Below are 17,192 nucleotides of genomic sequence, written 5' to 3'. Positions count from 1 at the left end.
CTATAGCTTCGCAGCTCCCTGCTCCGCGAGCAACAGCGGCATTACCTCTCGCATATCGAGAGACCCGACACCGAAGTTGCCCAGCTCCTTCAGCCAATGGGCCGTGGCGGCTACGGACCGCCTTATCTGATCTTCCGTGTGATCGCAGGTGATGAAATAGCGAAGCCGCGCCATGCCTTCCGCCACTGCCGGATGAATGATGGGCAAAACGTTTATGCCCTCGCCGGCGAGCTTGTTTGACAGCTGTACTGCCCTCAGCGAGTCGCCCACGATGACCGGCACCACCGAAAACCCCATGCTAAGGCCGGTATCGAGACCAGCCTCCTTGGCATATTGTAGAAACAGCGTGCCGTTGCGTCGGAGCTTGGTCGTTCTTTCGGGTTCGGTCTCCAGTATCTCGATGCCCGCAATTGCCGCCGCTGCAAGCACAGGAGCCATTCCCACGCTGTACACGAAGCCGCCGGCCTCGGCCTTCAGGATATCCACGAGGGCCTGACTTCCGGCAATGTACCCGCCGCAGCTCGACGTCGTCTTCGACAACGTCCCCATCCATATATCTACTTCGCTCGGATCCACGCCGAAATGCTCGAACGTACCCCTCCCACGCTCGCCGAGAACGCCGAGCGCGTGGGCTTCGTCCATCATCAACCAGAAACCGTAGCGTGATTTCAGCCGCAGGAGAGCCGGCAGATCCGCGATATCGCCGTCCATGGAATAGACGCCTTCAACGATAACGAGAACGCGGCGAAAATCGGCTGACAACGTCTTCAGGACGGTTTCGAGATTTTCGATATCATTGTGTCTGAAGAAACGGCGGGTCGCGCCGGACTGCTTGATACCAGCAAGCGCGCTGTTGTGAATGAGTTCGTCATGGATGACCAGATCCTGCGGTCCAAGCAGGCAGCTGATCGTCGCGACATTTGTCAGGTAGCCGCTGACGAAACAAACGGCAGCCTCAACGCCGTAGAGCTTGGCAAGTTTGCCTTCGAGTTCAACGTGCAAGGGCCGCTCGCCGGCAACGAGACGGCTTGCCGAAGCTGAAATACCGAAACGATCAATCGCTTCCTTGGCTCGTAGCATCACTGACGGGTGGGTATTGGTCGCCAGATAGTCGTAGGACGCGAAGTTTATGAATTCCCGTCCGTCTATTACCGTCGTCGCACCCGCCGCCTGATCATGGGAGCGGTAGAACGGGTTGGCGATGCCCACAGTCTCGCCAGCTATGCGCTGCGCCTGGATGCGCTTATATTCCGGCAATTCGTGGAATTGCGCCGTTTCGCGGGCCGGTCGCTGCGGTTGCCGATTGAGGCGGGCCGCCCTGTTGCGGCCCGAGGACTCGTTGGCATGACGTATCTGATCCAGAAATCCAATCTTTCCAGAACCACCTGGCGCGGCTTCAGCGATGTCTTTCGGCAGATCCTGGGTCATCGCTGTGAAGCCGTCTGGGGTTGGGCGAGAGAATGACTACGGGCTAGCCGGTCAACCACCTCGCTCTGTTCGGTTTCGCTTCCCTCTTCGTTGCCAGTGATCCGCTTCAGAACTCGCTCGCGAAGACGAGTTACGACATCGCCCACCGTGGCTCCGTCGCCGACGCTGTTCAATGGAATATCGAAGCCGGTCTTCTGTTGAAAACTCAGACCCAGTTCCATCGCCATCAAGCTGTCCAGGCCTATATCTTTCAATATCTTGTTCGGAGTAATCACGTCCTGTGCCACTCGCAGGATCGCAGCAATCTCGGTCGCGACGAGCGCGTGAAGTGCCTGCTGAGCTTCCTCCTTGGATTTGCCTCTGATCAAATCCACGAGATCAATGACATCGTTGCCATTGGCGGCCTGCTGGGTACCGGCCCGACGGATGATCGCGTCGAGCAGCAGACCACGGGCGATTGGCAGCAGGCGCACCACGTTTCCGTCGATTTCCGCGACCACGACAGCCGCGCTATCCACCGTCCCCGGATCGATCGCCATGTAACGTTCGACCTGCTCGAGTGCCTCCCTCGCCTTCATGCCCGTCTTGCCTACGCGGCTCGAAAGCATTTCGTTGACGTCGGTATTGCGAGCAAGGAAACCACGATCCGTGATCGCTCCGAATCCGATCGCAAGCGCCGGCAAGCCCTTGGACCGCCGCGTACGCGCCAGACCTTCCATATACCCGTTCGCAATCACATAGTTCGACTGGCCCGGATTGCCCAGCATCGTCGTAACCGAGGAAAACAGCAGGAACAGCTGCAAATCGTCTTTCTCTGTGAGCCGATGCAGGATTTCGGCGCCTCGAACCTTTACGTCCACGACGGGCCGGTTGCGCTCCCGCGTAAGGTTGGCAAGAAGAGCGTCGTCCAACACCATCGCGGCGTGGATGATGCCTCTTATGGAACCTTGCGAGCGAAGAGAGGCAAGAAGTGCCTCTACCGCGGCCTCATCGGTAACATCACAGGCGTGCAGCGTGGCAACGACGCCTTTCATTTTCCATTCGTTGATAGCCGCGAGCGTTTGCTCGTCCGCCAAGCCTCTTCGCGAACATAGCGCCACGTGACGAGCACCCTTGGCAACAAGCCATTCAGCCGCCGCCAGGCCAAAACCACCTATTCCGCCGACGACGAGGAATACGCCATCGGCATCAAGGCGCAGTGGCTTATGCGGAGCCGCAAGCACGCGGTCAACGCCGATGCTTGGCGGTCGCACGACGATCTTGCCGAGGTGACCGGAATTCTGCATCAGTCGGAACGCGCCGCCAATTTCGTCGTAGCCGAAAGCCCTATAGGGGAGAGGCACCAGCTTCCCCTCTACAAAAAGCGTCCCGATCTCCGTGAATATCCTCTTGGTGAGGGCTGGCGCTTCCACGAGCAACTGATCCGCATCTATGCCGAAATAGCTGATATTTCGCCGGAACGGACGCAGGCCGATCTTCTGGTCTGCATAATAGTCGCGCTTTCCGAGTTCCAGAAACCGGCCGAACGGTTTCACCAGTTCCAGGCTTCGCTCCATCGCCTCGGAAAACAGCGAATTCAGAACCAGATCAACGCCCTTGCCGTCGGTGACCGACCTCACAGCGTCGACGAAATCCAGCGAGCGGGAATCGAACACGTGGTCTGCGCCGAGCATCTGCAGAAAGCGACGTTTCTCAAGCGTACCGGCCGTCGCAATGACCTTGGCGCCTTTAAGCTTGGCAACCTGAAGCGCAGCAAGGCCGACACCGCCCGCAGCACCGTGGATCAGAATAGTCTCGCCGGCCCGGATATGCCCGAGTTCGACCATGGCGTAATAGGCTGTCAGGAATGCCACCGGCACGGTTGCCGCCGCAGTCATATCCATGCCGTCGGGAAGCTTGGTGACACCGTCGCGCCGTACCCGGACATGGGTGGAGAAAGCGGCAGGACCGATACCCATCACTTTGTCGCCAGGCGACAAATCGGTAACCGCCGTACCAACACTCAAAACGCGGCCCGCGAATTCCATCCCGATCGTCGCGCCAGCAAATCCATCCTCCAGCGCTTCTTCCGGCAACAGGCCCATTGCCCACATGACGTCTCGAAAATTCAGGCCAGTCGCCTCGACCGAAACAACGATCTCTTCGGGCAAGTCAGCCGGGACTTCGCATTCCTCCCACGCAATGCTGTCCAGCCTGTTTGAATGCTGTCTGATCGTTGCGGCGGCAAAGTCGCGCCGCAGCGACCGTCCAGGCTCAAATGGGCCGGTGGACGCGCGGATTTCCAGTACGTCGCCGGTCGCGCCATCAAGTACCCATTCGCGGTTGGGGACTTGGGTCGACATCAAATGCTTTATTGTCGACGCCCAAGATGCATCGCTAATTTCGGCATCGAGCAAGTGGACATCGAGAAGTTCGTATTCATTCTGAACGACGCGCGCAAATGCCCAAAGACCGGCATTGGCGTTGTCTGTTCTTTCGCCCGCAATAGGAGAGCCGCCCGGAGCGACGATTAGCAGCCGGGATCTATCCACATCCGCATCACTACCGTCTCGGCGAGCGTTCATCGTCTTGAGGAGAACGGCAAACCGCGACAGCCGATCCTGCGTCAGCGCGGATGCTTCGCGGCCGTCCTCGCGTCCTGCCAGATAAAGAACGTGGATCGGATGACCCGAGAACTGTTCCAGCGCTTCAACGAACTCCGGCTCGTTGGCATCTATGGACAGCGATATTGGCGAAAACTCCGCTGGCGCGACAGAAACCGCATTCTCCGACAGGATAAGCAACTGTCCCGTGGGCGCCGACGCCGAAATCGGCGCATCCAGACGACCGGAAGACTTCGCGACGGCAGTGATCAAACCGCCTTCTGGAAAGACATACTCTTCAGCATGAACATCACTGAAGCCAAGGGCTGAAATAATATCCTCGACCTGCTGTACTGTTCCAAGCCGCCCAATCGGGAATTCCGTCGATGAACTGCCGGCAAACCAACCCGGAGACAAACCGAAAGCGAAATCATTGAAGACAGACGGCGCTCTGTCGGCAAGGATAAGCGCCGCTCCCTGCTCTGCAGCAGCGCGAATGGCGTTCCGCGCGCCTTCATGGTCGGCGAGAAGCCGCTGGCTCTCGCTTCCAGCCGCAACAATGACATCCGCTGAAGGCTGCTCGGCGAGCTTGTTCGGCTCGGTGACAACAACATGCGCATGTTGTTCAAAGGTGATTTCAAGGGCCTGCCGAACGCTCTCCCGCGGCTCGGAGACAACCAGAACGGCACCGTTTTCGGCAGCCAACTCAGCCAGCCGCTTGCTGAAGCCGAGCGATGTTGTCCCCATTTCGAGCAAATGCCGAATTCTTGTGGACTTCGATTGGCAAAGCGACTTCAGGGCCTCCGTCACCATCTGTAGCCGCCGATTGCTCAGGGAACTATGGGCGAGCACGTGATCGACCGTGGCGTCGCCGGAAGCTGCTCCGCGAATCTTTGTCGGCTGGTCGCTTCGCTCACCCCGCAACTCAACAAGGCGTTCCACGGCATCGCAGTAGGCATTGTTGACAAGGACCGCTTCCGCTACGCGTCCGGAATCCTCTTTGTAGAGCTCCTGTAGAACTTCGCCGACGGGCGGAAGGTCGATTTCCGACGGCAGCCGCCAGCGGCCACCTTCAGCAACCGCGATACCAGCGTCTTCAAGAATATAGAGGCAATTTGTCAGGAATGACTGGAATTCCACATCGCCGGGAAGAGCCTGAGCGGAGATTGTCATCTGTCCGCCCGAGGCAGCCGATGCGATCTCGTAGCAGGCGCGATAGATTGCCGCCTCGATGAGAAGCGTCGCATTGTTCAAGCGATGCTTTTCGCCGCCCAACATTGCGTCGACAACGTTTTGGATTGCCTCACCCGCAATGGCGCGCTTTCGGCCGAGTGACGAAGGGATGGCCCGATAGTGGAAAGTGACGGAGGCAAGCGAGTCATGCCGACGCAAGAACGTGCGCCGGAACCGGCAATCGTCGAAGGCTGCGATCTGGCTGCCTTCTGCATCGAACAGTCGGAACTTCACCTTGATCGAATTGCGACTGTAGCGCTCGATCGCAATGGTCGCCTTGGCGATAGGCTGTCCCTTGCCTGAAAATTGGATCGAACCGAAGCGAACCGGGATGTAAGGCGCACCGTCGTGATCGCCGGAGAGCTGATTGAAAATCGCGACAAGACCGTGAAAGGCCGCGTCGACCGATATCGGATCAAGGTTATACCTGACGTGCGGATGAACCGGCTTTGCCGCCGCCGTGAGATCGACTTCGACGAAGCTCCGTCCATAAGAAACCGCTTGGGACAGAAGCCGGAAGCGCGGTCCATATTGAAGACCGAAGCGCTGGGCAATCTCGTAAGCTTCGCCTGAAGTCACCACCGATCGCCGTTCGCCCGTCGGGCGCGGGGCAGACGCGGCGCTGAAGCTGGCCTCGATGGGCTTGCGGCTACGCGCGAGCGCGTGGACTGTCCAGTCGTCGCTGCTCAATCTCTCCCGCGATCGAATTTCTATCTTGCCCGTCTCCGGCGAGAGAACGGTGGAAAGTTCCAGCATTCTGTCCTGCCGCAGCTCAAGCGGCCTGACGATTTCGAGATTGCTGATTTCCACCTCGTCAGTGCCGTAATACTGCTGGGCGGCCGTTACGGCAATTTCGATAAAGCCGCTGCCCGGCATGATTGCCTTGGAATCCACGACGTGCTCAGCCAGATCGGCAAAGAGATGCGCGTCCAGATGGTTCTTCCAGCTCGACGCGTTCGGGTCCGTACGCCAGCCAAGCAATGTGTAGGGACTTTTCCGGTCTCGACCGAAGATATCGATCTCGTCGGTCGTTGCTTGCGGTCGCAGCTCCACTGGTTCAAACGGCAGGGACGGAAGGCGGACAAACGCGTTGCGGGTCGCGCCGCCGCGTGCGCGCAAGGGCGATATGCCATGGGCAACAGCCCGCGCAAAGGATTGAGCAACGGGATCCCGTCCCGTATCCGCCTTCTCGCGCAGCAATGTCGGGATAGCGCTCACGCGAGCGGACCGCTGATTGCCGATATCAGAGATGTAGTTCAAAAGAATCGGGCGCGGCGAAATCTCGATGAACAAATTGCATCCGACCGCCATGGCCGTCTGGCATGCGGCCTCAAAGAGCACCGGTTCGCGCACATTCCGCCACCAATACTGTGCGTCCAGCATGCGCCCGTCGTAAAATTCACCCGTCACCGTCGAGATGAATGTTCCCGCGCCCGATTCAGGACCGATTTCAGGGAGATCGGCCAGAAAGGCCTCTTTCGCTGTATCGATGATCGGGTGGTGGAACGGATAATTTATATCGAGGACATGGGCGACGATCTGTGCTTTTCGGGCAGCCTCCCGAAAAGCCTCGATCTCATCGGTCGGACCCGAAATCGTCACGGAATTGGCAGCGTTAACCGCAGCTATGCCGACATTGTGGAGACCACATGATTGAGCGAATGAAAGCGCCGCATCGGCATTGAGGACGACGGCAGCCATTTTTCCCTGGCCGGCCAGAAGATCTTGATACTCGGATCGTTTGGCTATGATGGCGACAGCTTCGGCAGCGGTGAGCGCCTTGGCCGCATAGGCAGCTGCGACTTCACCCACGGAGTGTCCCAGTACAGCGTCAGGTTTGAGGCCTGACGCAAGCAGGCAATCGGCTATCGAAGCCTGGATGGTAAACAGAAGTGGCTGCGCAATCTTGGTATCGGCGAGCTTCAGACCCAGATTCTCGGAAACAAGAACATCCGTCAGCTTCTCCCCGAGATAATATTCGAAAAGTGCGCTAAAGGACTGAAAGCACTGCCTGAAAGCGCGACTTTGCTGATAGGCCTCCACGCCCATGCCGGCCCATTGCGACCCGTTGCCCGAAAAGACAAGCGCAACCTTGACATTGGCACCCGGCACTTCTCCACTTTCACCGGAAGAAGGGGCGTTGGCGAGATGTGCTGTAATCGCCTTGAGAACTTCGTCGCTATCGCCGACTTTGGCAGCGAAACGATATTTCATCGGATCCCGGTTCGCTCCGGAAGAGTGAACGATCTGCCTGGCCTCCTTGGGATCGGCGCCTTCAAGACGAGCCTTGTAATCCTCCAGGAGCTTTGAAAGCGCCGATGCGCTATGGGCGCTGGCGATGAATATCGAGCTGTCGCCTTTTATCTGCGGTTCCGGCGGCGCAACGGGATTCGGATCACTGACAATGACATGGGCGTTCGTTCCCCCGAAGCCAAAGGAATTGATCCCGGCATAGCGGGGGGCCTTGGCCGGGAGAAGTTCGATCGCGGAAGTATTCACGCGAACGTTCAGTCCTTCGAAGTCGATAGTCTGGCTCGGCTGCTCTATGTGCAGCGACGCCGGCAGAAAATTGTTCTCAAGCCCGATGACTGCCTTCAACAAACCGAAGAGACCGGAAACCGGCTCGGTGTGGCCAATATTCGATTTGATCGACCCGATTGGTATGGGCGCACGGCGTTTGTGACCGATTGCTTCACCAATCGCCCAAACCTCGGCCGGATCCCCGACCTTCGTTCCAGTCCCGTGCCCTTCGATGAAGGCAAGGCGATTGAGATCGATCTCATTGGTTTCGTAGATCGTCCTCAGCAGCTGAGCCTGGGCCTCGCGGGATGGCAGCGAAATGCCGTTCGTCCGACCCGAGGAATTGATCGCTGTCGCATGAATTGTCGCATAGCTGCGATCTCTCTCCCGCACTACGCGGTCGGTCCGACGCAAGACAAGAATTGCACCGCCTTCCGACCGAACATAGCCGTTGCCGTTGTTGTCATAGGCACGGCAGAGACCTTCCGGAGACAGCATTCGAGCCTGAGCGAAGCCGACGAACGGCAGCGGATGCGCGAGTAGGTTGACCCCGCCAACGATCGCAGTATCGATGTCGCCCCGCTCAAGCGCCCTCATTGCCTGGTCCAGCGCAACCAACGATGACGAGCAGGCGGTGTCAATCGTCATGCTCGGTCCGGTCAGGCCGAAGACATGCGAGATGCGGTTTGAAATGATGGAGAGGGTGTTGCCCGTCATGAAATACGGGCTTCCGGACGCCGGATCCTCAACAGAGAGGTTGCCATTGTCCAGACCCGAGGCGCCGACATAAACGCCCACTTGTTCTTTAACAAGCGAACTGACAGGCAAATTGGCGTCTTCAATCGCCCTCAATACAAGATTCAGCAAAATACGCTGCTGCGGATCCATCTGCATGGCTTCGCGCTTGGACAAGCCGAAGGCAGCCGGGTCAAAGGAGTAGATGTCTTCGATCACCCCCGCCGCGTAAGAGTAGGTCTTGCCCGGGGTTCCCACCACCGGATGCCAGAAGCGTGCGAGATCCCAGCGTTCCTGCGGTATGCGGCTGACGGTGCAGCGCCCTTCTCTCAGAACCTTTTGAAGTTCCTTTACCGAAGCGGCTCCCGGAGCGACACATGCGCGCCCAATGATTTCGATCGTCATTTTAACCTAACGCAAGCTGCAGACATTATCACTTGCAAATGAAAATTCTTGCTATCGTTGCTCACATCACAATAAAAGCCAATTGTCACGTGTAATTTGTTTTGCTCCGCGTTGCAATTATGTCAACGCCATAGTGCACATGCCCCGCTTGCAATCAAACGTAGGATTACGGCTATATTTGCTGAGCGTTCGATCCCGGATTTTTGTGATGCAAATTCCTCGTAAGCCCAAGATTTCGCTGGAGGATTGGTTCCGGTGGGAAAAAAGGCGCCGCGATGACTGAGCAATCCGTCAAACAATGCAACACAGCCGTGGCTAAAGGGTAGCCACCAATCAAAGGCTGAAAAACTACTCGCATCCGTAGATAAGAAAATAACAAAAAGCCCCGCCTGCAAATCGCAAGCGGGGCGCTGGAATTCAGCTTAGTTCAGATCAGATGTCGGACTGCGACGTGATGATCCGCGAGACGAGGCCGTAGGCCTTGGCGTCTTCGGCGGAGAGCCAGTAGTCGCGGTCGGTATCCTTGGCGATCTTTTCGACCGGCTGACCGGTAGCCACGGAGAAGATCTTGTTCAGGCGCTCGTTCATCTTGATGATTTCGCGTGCCTGGATCTCGATATCGGACGCCATGCCGCGCGTGCCGCCGGACGGTTGGTGCAGCAGGAAGCGCGTGTTCGGCAGGCAAAGGCGCTGCTCCTTCGGAGCGGCGACATAGATCAACGCGCCAGCGGACGCGACCCAGCCGGTACCAATCATCCAGACCTTCGGCTTGATGAACTTGATCATGTCGTGGATCGAATCGCCGGATTCGACGTGGCCGCCAGGCGAGCTCACATAGATACGGATGTCTTCGTCGCTGGCGGCGGCGAGCGCCACGAGCTGCGAGCAGACCTTCTGGGCGAGCTCCATGGTGATGGTGCCGTAGATGAAGATCGAACGCGATTTAAAGAGATTTGCCTCCGCGTCTTTCCCCAAAGGCAGTTCCTTGGTCTTGTCTTCTTGTTCTTCGTCGTTCATTCGAACCTCTCTCGCCATCATTCGGGTTTCCCGGACATAGTGTGACTCAATGCGTAAAACAATGCGGGAAAAAGACAAGCCACGGAACGGGTGAAGATATTCTTATGGCAAACCCGAGAACTGGCCGTATTATGCCGCTGTCTCGAGCGGAGTGGAGAAAATGACATCGCCATTGCTGCACCGGGCAGTTCTCAATAACGTACTCTGGTGCGACGCCGTCTGCGCCGCGCAGGGCAGCGCCGGCGAATTTTCCCCGACACTCTGGCAAATTTCAGGGGGCACGCCGCCCTTCTATCCCAACGCCATTACGCTCACCGGAGAGGCAACCGCCAACGAACAGGAAACAGCGATCGCCGGCCTGACCCGCCTGCGTCCAGGCGGCTGGGGCGTAAAAGACAGCTATTGCGCCATCGACCTCTCCCCGCAGGAATTCGAAATTCTCTTCGAGGCCGAATGGATCGGCCTCGAAGCCAACACCCCTTTCAAGAGCAGCCATGACGATCTCACGTGGAGACGCATCACGACGGCGACCGAACTCGACGCTTGGGAAACGGCTTGGGCCGGCGGCGAACGGCACGAGAGGACGATCTTTGCCGAGCGGTTGCTGCGTGATCCCGCCATCGTCATTCTTGCAGCCTACGCTAACGGCGATTTGTCGGGCGGCGGCATTCTTAACCATCAGGGCGGTGTAGTCGGCCATTCGAACCTCTTTGCCATCGGAAACAAGGAGGACCTTGTCCGCGGCGGGCTCATCCGCGAGGCACGCAGGCTCTTTCCGGGCCAACCGGTCGTCGGTTACGAACGCAGCAATGATCTCGCCAGCGCACTGGCGCTCGGTTTCACCGCCCTCGGACCCCTGCGGGTGTGGGTTCGTGGCTGAACTTACAGAAATGTAAGTTGCCAAGGCTTTGAAAAACCGAAATTTGATCCTACGTCAGCTCAGCGCGGCAGAAATCCGCGTCCCAGATAGCCAAGGAGGCCATCATGTCGCCCGAAGAACGTCAATTGCTCAGCTCTCTCTTCGATCGCGTCCGTACATCCGCGGCAGCGCCGCGCGATGCAGACGCCGAGGCGCTCATCAATCAATCCGTCCGGGAGCAGCCCTACGCTCCCTATCTTCTCGCCCAGGCCGTCATCGTGCAGGAACAGGGCATGAAGGCAGCCGCGGACCGCATCCAGCAGCTCGAGGCTCGTGTGCACGAGCTTGAGCAGCAAGGGGCTGCCCATCCGCAGGCCCAGCAGTCCGGCGGCTTCCTCGGCGGCATCGGCTCGCTCTTCGGCGGCGGTCAACCACAGCCCCAGCGCGGCGCAGCGCCTGACTACGGTCCGCAGGGCGGCTACACTCAGCAGCAAGGCCGCGGCTATGACGATTACGGTCGTGGCGCCCCGCCGCAGCAGTCCGCCGGCCCATGGGGACAGCAACAGCCTTCCGGCCCGTGGAACGCGCAACCATCGGCTCCATCAGCCGGCGGCAGCTTCCTGCGCGGCGCGCTCGGCACGGCAGCCGGCGTTGCCGGCGGCGTCATGCTGGCGGAAGGAATAAGCAGCCTGTTCAGCCCGCATCTTGGCGGCACTGGCCTCGGCGGGCTTGGCTCAGGCCTTGCAGGTCTCGGTGGCAACGAGCGCCCGGTCGAGGAAACCGTCATCAATAACAATTACTTCGGCAATGACGGCAACAACCAGAACGACGACAACAATGACAACGTCATCAACGCTTCGGACGACCAGGACGATTTGGACAACGACGACGATTTCGACAACAGCGGCGACGACAGCTACAACGTCTGAGATTGCTTCTTGGGAATGACGGAGGCCGGCGCTGCGCCGGCCTTTTTGTTTCCGGCCGTCAGATGTTGTGGGCTTACGGGGGCATAATCCCGTTCGCGTCTTGTCGTGCGGCCCCCCATCCGGCTGCCGCCACCCTCTCCCCGCTGGGGAGAAGATCCCGGCAGGGGATGAGGGGGCCGCAACCACAAAGGCAACCGGCCTTCACTCACCCGACGTTATAAGATTCACCCACGCCCGCGATAGGTCGCAACACCCTGGTCCGGCAGCCAGACACCTTCCGGCGCCTTGCCGGTCTGCCAGAACACGTCGATCGGGATGCCGCCGCGCGGATACCAGTAGGCGCCGATGCGCAGCCACTTCGGATCGAGGAGATCGACGATGCGCTTGGCGATATAGATCGAGCAATCCTCGTGGAAGGCGCCATGGTTGCGGAAGGAATGCAGGAAGAGCTTCAACGACTTCGATTCCACCAGCCATTCGTTCGGAATATAGTCGATGACGATATGCGCGAAATCCGGCTGCCCGGTCATGGGGCAAAGCGAGGTGAATTCAGGCGCGGTGAAACGCACGACATAATCCGTCCCCTGATGCCCGGCAGGCACCTTTTCGAGGACGGCGTCCTCCGGGTTGGAAGCGGTTTCGGTATGGCTGCCGAGCATCGACAGGCCGGAGACATCTGTCTTGGGCATTCAAGCCTCCTTGATCACTTTGACGCGGATGCCATGGGCCTTTTCGCCCTCGGGCTCCACGTGAATGGTTATTTCGGCGCCCGCATGTATGGCGCGTATGGCATCTTCAAGGCGGTCGCAGATATTGTGAGCCTCGCCGACCGCCATGCTTGCCGGCACGACGAGGTGGAAGTCGACGAAGGTTACCGCTCCGGCCCTGCGGGTCTTCAGGTCATGCACACCGAGCGAGCCGGCAGCATGCGTCCCGATGACCTCCTTAAGGGCAGCCTCTTCTTCCGGCAGCACGGCCTTGTCCATCAAGCCGTCGATCGAGGCCGAAATGACCGTATAGCCCTGATAAAGGATGTTGATCGCGACGAGGATGGCAAGCACAGGGTCGAAGATCGGATAGCCGGTCACGACCGCCAGCACAAGACCGACGAGCACGCCCGCCGAGGTGTAGACATCGGAGAGAATATGCTGCCCGTCGGCAGTCAGCGCCGGGGAACGGTGCACGCGCCCTTCCCTGACGAGGGTATAGCCCCAGACGGCGTTGATGATACCGGCGACGAAGTTGATCGCAAGGCCGAGTGCAGGCGCGTCCATTGGCAAGGGATGCGCCAGGTGCCCCACCGCCTCCTGCACGATCATCAGAGCCGCAACCACGATGAGCACACCCTCGGTAACGGCGGAAAGATATTCCGCCTTGTGATGTCCAAAGGGATGGTCGTGATCGGCCGGTTTCTGCGCATAACGGATGACGAAGAAGGCGATGAAGGCGGCGACCACATTGACCAGTGATTCCAGCCCATCCGACAAAAGCGCCACCGAGCCGGTCACCCGCCATGCGGCCAGCTTCAACGCCAATACGACGAGCGAGATCGGCATGCCCCAGAAGGCGAGTTTTCGTATCGTCTTGTTGCCCTGTCCGCTCACGACCGTCTCCATTGCAGATGCGAATGAATTGCAGAATTTGCGCCCTAGAACGCAAAACCGCCCGCGCGGGATTCGCGCAGGCGGCTTGTTGCGCGTGATATGGTCGATTGGCGAAGCTTTGTCAAACCTCGAAATAGCGCCGCTCACAAAGGCTATCTGTCATTCTGGACAATTTGATAGACAGAGCGGGGCATACTTGCCGTAAATTACATTACACGTTATATAACCCGTGATATTTACACGGGAGAAAGCTGTGGCTGAAGATGTCGTCCGTAATTTCGGTTTCCTATGCCTCGGCAGCCGTTTTCGCCGCATCGGCGAGCGGCTGCAGGCGGATACGCAAGCGATCATCGAGGAATTCGGCGTCACCATCCAGGCGGGCCAGTATCCCTTTCTGGGGGCAATCGATCGCGCCGGGCCTCTGACCATCGGCGAGCTGGCGGAATCCGTCGGCATCACGCAGCCGGGGGCGACGCGCACCCTCGGCCAACTCACGGATGCCGGTCTCGTCGAAGTCCGCGCCTCCGAGGAAGACCAGCGACGCAAGCTGGTTTCGCTGACCGACAAAGGCCGCGCGCTGGTGGAGCGCTCGCGGCGTGAGATCTGGCCGGTGATCGAAGCCGCCGTGCGCGACCTCTGCGGGGAGCTTTCCGGTCCCCTTCTCGAACAATTGGCGACGATCGAGGACGGGCTCGCAGAATCCCCCCTCGCCCGCCGGATAAAGCATCAGGAGAAAATATAGTGAATCACATACTCGATCGCGCCGCCTGGAACGCGCTTCAAACCTCCCATGCGGATATCGCCGAAGGCGGCGATCTCGCCCGGCGCTATCCGCCGTCCATCGTGCCTTTCGCCGCCATGCGCGACCAGTCGCCCGAGAGCTGGGATGCGCTGGCAAACCTGCTTTCCGGCGAAGAGGTCGCGGCAATCGTCGAGCTTGGCCCGTTGGAAATTCCGCCGGCGCTGGAAGTCGTTCGAGAAATGGAGCTTGTCCAGATGATCGCGCAAGGGCCCTACGAGCGCATCTCCGATCCGCGCATCGAGACGCTGACGCCTGCCGACGCCGAGGAAATGCTGGACCTCGCAAACCTCACCAAGCCCGGCCCCTTCACGCTCGGCGCGCAGAAGCTCGGTACTTTCTGGGGCATCAAGGTCGACGGCAAGCTGGTGGCGATGGGCGGCCAGCGCCTGCGCCAGCCGGGCTTTGCCGAACTCAGCGGCCTCTGCACCCATCCCGATTCCCAGGGCCGCGGCTTCGGCAAGCTGCTCTTCCGTTTCGTCGCCGGCGAGATTTCGGCGCGCGGCGATACCGTCTACCTGCACGCCTTCTCCGGCAACACGACGGCAATCTCGCTCTACGAGGCCTTGGGTTTCAAGCTGCGCGCGACATTCAATCTTCGTGCGGTGAAGCGACGGGCCGCTTGACCGTCAACGGGAGCGGCGTGCAGTGCCCTCAAGGCATCTGCACGGCCGGTAGAATTATCCTTTCGGCTGTGACCGCTCCCTCATTCTCGCAATGGTGAGCACCTCGTCGGCTCGCCCCCAGCCGCCATCGACGACCTCATCGACCAACACCATGGTATAGGGCCTGACACCCTCGCCGAAATAGCCCACGAACATATCCGTGGTCTTGTGGATGATCTCTTCCTTCTGTTCCGCTGTCAGCGTTCCCTGCGGGAATTTGTAGTTTGCAAATGGCATGATTGCCTCCTTGTTCGAGCAACGGGGGCAAACTTAGCGCTTCGATGAACATGCTTGAAATCGATAGATGATATATGCATTCATCCATGCCATGGATTTGCATGGCATCGATCTCAACCTCCTCGTCGCCTTCGACGCCCTGATGGCGGAGCGAAGCGTCACCAAGGCAGGCATCCGCATCGGCCGCACGCAGCCGGCGATGAGTGCGGCGCTGACGAGGCTGAGAACGCTTCTGAAAGACGAGCTCTTCATTCGCGGCCCCGCCGGACTGCAGCCGACCGCTCGCGCCCTCGATCTGGCGGAACCGCTTGGCCGGGCGCTCGCCGAGATCCAGCGCACGCTCGAGTTCACGCAGGGCTTCGATCCCATGACATCGCAAGCGAGTTTCACACTCGGCCTCTCCGATCACCCGACCTTCGTCGTTCTGCCGCGCCTCTTGGAATTTCTGCGGGACAGTGCGCTCGGCGTCAGCCTGCGGGTCAAGCATTTCAATGCCCGAGACGATGCGACCACCCTGCTCGACGCCGGCGAAGTGGATGTCGCGATCGGCGTCCCGCCATCGCCGACCGGCCGCATCCTGACGAGACCGCTGTTCGAGGAGCGCTTCGTCTGCGTCATGCGCAAGAATCATCCGGCGGCGCTGACCCCGCTGACGATCGAGCGGTTCCTGGCACTGGATCATCTGCTGGTCTCGCCGGAAAACGAACGCTTCGGCCATGTCGATGTAGCTCTCGCGCGACAAGGACTGAAGCGAAGGCTCGCTCTCACATTGCCGAATATGTACGCCGCACCGCTCCTTGTCGCGCGATCGGACATGATAGCGACGCTGATGTCAGGTGTGGTGGAGGCGTCCGGCCATGGCGAAGATCTCGTCCGTCATGATCCGCCGCTCGATCTCGACCCCATAACCTTCGTGATCTCATGGCATCGGCGCAACGATACCCATCCGGCCCAACGCTGGTTCAGGGATAGTATAGCTTCGCTGTGGGGAGCTTAGCTGCAAGTTGGACCGGGCGTTTCCGGCCAGCCCAGGCATCGAAGGACGCTAGTCTCAGCGATAGATGATCGCCATGCCGATCGTGTCGATGTAGTTCCCGTCAATGCAGGCTGCGTACTTGGCAACGCCCTCTCTGGCAAAGCCGAAGCGCTCGTAAAGCGCGATGGCACGCGCATTATCGGCATGGACATCAAGCTCGACGCGCACGAAGCCCGCCTTGCGCGCTTCCGCAAGCGTCCTTTCCAGCAGGCGGGAACCGAGACCACGCCCACGGTAGGCAGGGATGACCCCCATCCCGAGGCCTCCCCGATGCGCATGCGAAGGGAAAAAGTGCCGGCTGATATCGCACCAGCCGACCACCTCGTCTCCCACCAGCGCTACAATCTGGGGATTTTTCTTCTCGATCATGCCGAGCACGAAACCGCGCGTCTCTTCCAGCGGTGGCGCTTCCAGAAGCGTCAGATATTTCTTTTCCCGCGCGACCATATCGAGCGCCCGGTGAAAGCTGTCGACATGGCTGGCGTCGATGGGAACCAGCTTTACTTCGTCATCTGATGTCATGGCCTCATGACTTTCGAAGTGGGGGAGCGGCTCGCGAACGAGCCACCTCAATTACTTGCCGTGAAGCCCTTGCCACTGCAACTGGGCGATCTCGACTGCTCTTTGCCAACTTATGCCGTCTCGCTGGTCAAGATACAAAGGGTGGTCACACTCATGCAGCGTGATCGTCGGCCTTTGACCGCTTTTGCCCCAATAAACATCGCAGGCGAGGTATCCACTGTTCTGTTCCGTTGCGTGGTCACGATAGGGGGACATAACGACCGGAAGCCAGCCGAACGAACCTTCGCTGGACTGATCCTCCTTATAGGTCTCGATATATCGCAAGAAGCTCTCCTCCGATTGAGTCACCCAGACACCCCAGAGGAAGGTCTCGGGTGAGTCCCAAATCGGTATCTCCAGGTTGACGCGGATGGAGAAGATATCATCGGGAGAATTTTCGTTCGGCCGAAGCCGCACGTGACAAAGATCACTGTCGAACACGATGCGAGACTGGCGCTCCTCCTCCGGCACCTCGCGGATAAAGGGCGGCGTCTCATAGCCGAAGGAAGGCGCACCGGAATATTCCTTGCCGCAACACGCGCAGCGGTAAGACAGAGTTCCCACTTCCATTTACTGTGATAC

13 protein-coding genes are annotated in these 17,192 nt (G+C 59.2%); 5 read left to right on the top strand and 8 right to left on the bottom strand.

Annotated features, from left to right (window positions below):
• From EV561_RS07295 to EV561_RS07285, 3 genes are all read right to left on the bottom strand, one after another.
• Nucleotides 1-1,428 carry an aminotransferase class I/II-fold pyridoxal phosphate-dependent enzyme gene (locus EV561_RS07295; protein ID WP_132519228.1) on the bottom strand — a complete coding sequence of 476 codons (1,428 nt, stop codon included), beginning with the start codon at nt 1,426-1,428 and terminating at the stop codon, nt 1-3.
• Nucleotides 1,425-8,903: a type I polyketide synthase gene (locus EV561_RS07290; protein WP_132519225.1), complete on the bottom strand. Its 7,479-nt coding sequence runs from the start codon at nt 8,901-8,903 to the stop codon at nt 1,425-1,427. Before EV561_RS07290 ends, EV561_RS07295 begins: the two co-directional genes overlap by 4 nt.
• A gap of 432 nt (nt 8,904-9,335) precedes the next feature.
• Nucleotides 9,336-9,938 (bottom strand): ATP-dependent Clp protease proteolytic subunit, encoded by a 603-nt coding sequence (locus EV561_RS07285; protein ID WP_132519912.1) that lies wholly within the window; start codon nt 9,936-9,938, stop codon nt 9,336-9,338.
• A gap of 142 nt (nt 9,939-10,080) precedes the next feature.
• On the opposite strand from EV561_RS07285, the gene EV561_RS07280 reads away from it, so the two are divergent.
• Nucleotides 10,081-10,800 carry a hypothetical protein gene (locus tag EV561_RS07280; RefSeq protein ID WP_132519222.1) on the top strand — a complete coding sequence of 240 codons (720 nt, stop codon included), beginning with the start codon at nt 10,081-10,083 and terminating at the stop codon, nt 10,798-10,800.
• Between the two features lie 104 nt (nt 10,801-10,904).
• Complete coding sequence (locus EV561_RS07275; RefSeq protein ID WP_132519219.1) at nt 10,905-11,708, top strand: DUF2076 domain-containing protein; 804 nt, start codon at nt 10,905-10,907, stop codon at nt 11,706-11,708.
• A gap of 224 nt (nt 11,709-11,932) precedes the next feature.
• On the opposite strand, the gene queF is transcribed toward EV561_RS07275, so the two are convergent.
• Entirely contained in the window at nt 11,933-12,397 is a 465-nt protein-coding gene (queF, locus tag EV561_RS07270) for a preQ(1) synthase (RefSeq protein ID WP_132519216.1), read from the bottom strand.
• Nucleotides 12,398-13,312 (bottom strand): cation diffusion facilitator family transporter, encoded by a 915-nt coding sequence (locus EV561_RS07265; protein ID WP_132519213.1) that lies wholly within the window; start codon nt 13,310-13,312, stop codon nt 12,398-12,400.
• A 253-nt stretch (nt 13,313-13,565) separates the two neighbouring features.
• Here EV561_RS07265 and EV561_RS07260 point away from each other — a divergent pair, with 253 nt between their 5' ends.
• Together EV561_RS07260 and EV561_RS07255 are read left to right on the top strand one after the other, a co-directional pair.
• On the top strand, nt 13,566-14,054 hold the full coding sequence (locus tag EV561_RS07260) for a MarR family transcriptional regulator (RefSeq protein ID WP_132519210.1): 489 nt from the start codon (nt 13,566-13,568) through the stop codon (nt 14,052-14,054).
• Nucleotides 14,054-14,737, top strand: coding sequence for a GNAT family N-acetyltransferase (locus EV561_RS07255; RefSeq protein WP_132519207.1), 684 nt, complete (start codon nt 14,054-14,056; stop codon nt 14,735-14,737). Before EV561_RS07260 ends, EV561_RS07255 begins: the two co-directional genes overlap by 1 nt.
• A 54-nt stretch (nt 14,738-14,791) precedes the next feature.
• On the opposite strand, the gene EV561_RS07250 is transcribed toward EV561_RS07255, so the two are convergent.
• Nucleotides 14,792-15,013 carry a 4-oxalocrotonate tautomerase family protein gene (locus tag EV561_RS07250; protein ID WP_132519205.1) on the bottom strand — a complete coding sequence of 74 codons (222 nt, stop codon included), beginning with the start codon at nt 15,011-15,013 and terminating at the stop codon, nt 14,792-14,794.
• Nucleotides 15,014-15,080: 67 nt separating this feature from the next.
• On the opposite strand from EV561_RS07250, the gene EV561_RS07245 reads away from it, so the two are divergent.
• Complete coding sequence (locus tag EV561_RS07245) at nt 15,081-16,010, top strand: LysR family transcriptional regulator (RefSeq protein WP_245512603.1); 930 nt, start codon at nt 15,081-15,083, stop codon at nt 16,008-16,010.
• A gap of 54 nt (nt 16,011-16,064) precedes the next feature.
• Here EV561_RS07245 and EV561_RS07240 read toward each other — a convergent pair whose 3' ends face one another.
• Both EV561_RS07240 and EV561_RS07235 read right to left on the bottom strand, forming a co-directional pair.
• Nucleotides 16,065-16,571: a GNAT family N-acetyltransferase gene (locus EV561_RS07240; RefSeq protein WP_132519202.1), complete on the bottom strand. Its 507-nt coding sequence runs from the start codon at nt 16,569-16,571 to the stop codon at nt 16,065-16,067.
• A gap of 51 nt (nt 16,572-16,622) precedes the next feature.
• Nucleotides 16,623-17,180 carry a DUF2199 domain-containing protein gene (locus EV561_RS07235; protein ID WP_132519199.1) on the bottom strand — a complete coding sequence of 186 codons (558 nt, stop codon included), beginning with the start codon at nt 17,178-17,180 and terminating at the stop codon, nt 16,623-16,625.
• Nucleotides 17,181-17,192: the final 12 nt, after the last annotated feature.

The organism is Rhizobium sp. BK376, from assembly GCF_004341625.1.
In the GTDB taxonomy this organism is placed as follows: domain Bacteria; phylum Pseudomonadota; class Alphaproteobacteria; order Rhizobiales; family Rhizobiaceae; genus Rhizobium.
Note: the sequence above shows the minus strand (reverse complement) of the source record. Positions and strands in the feature narration are given on the sequence as shown.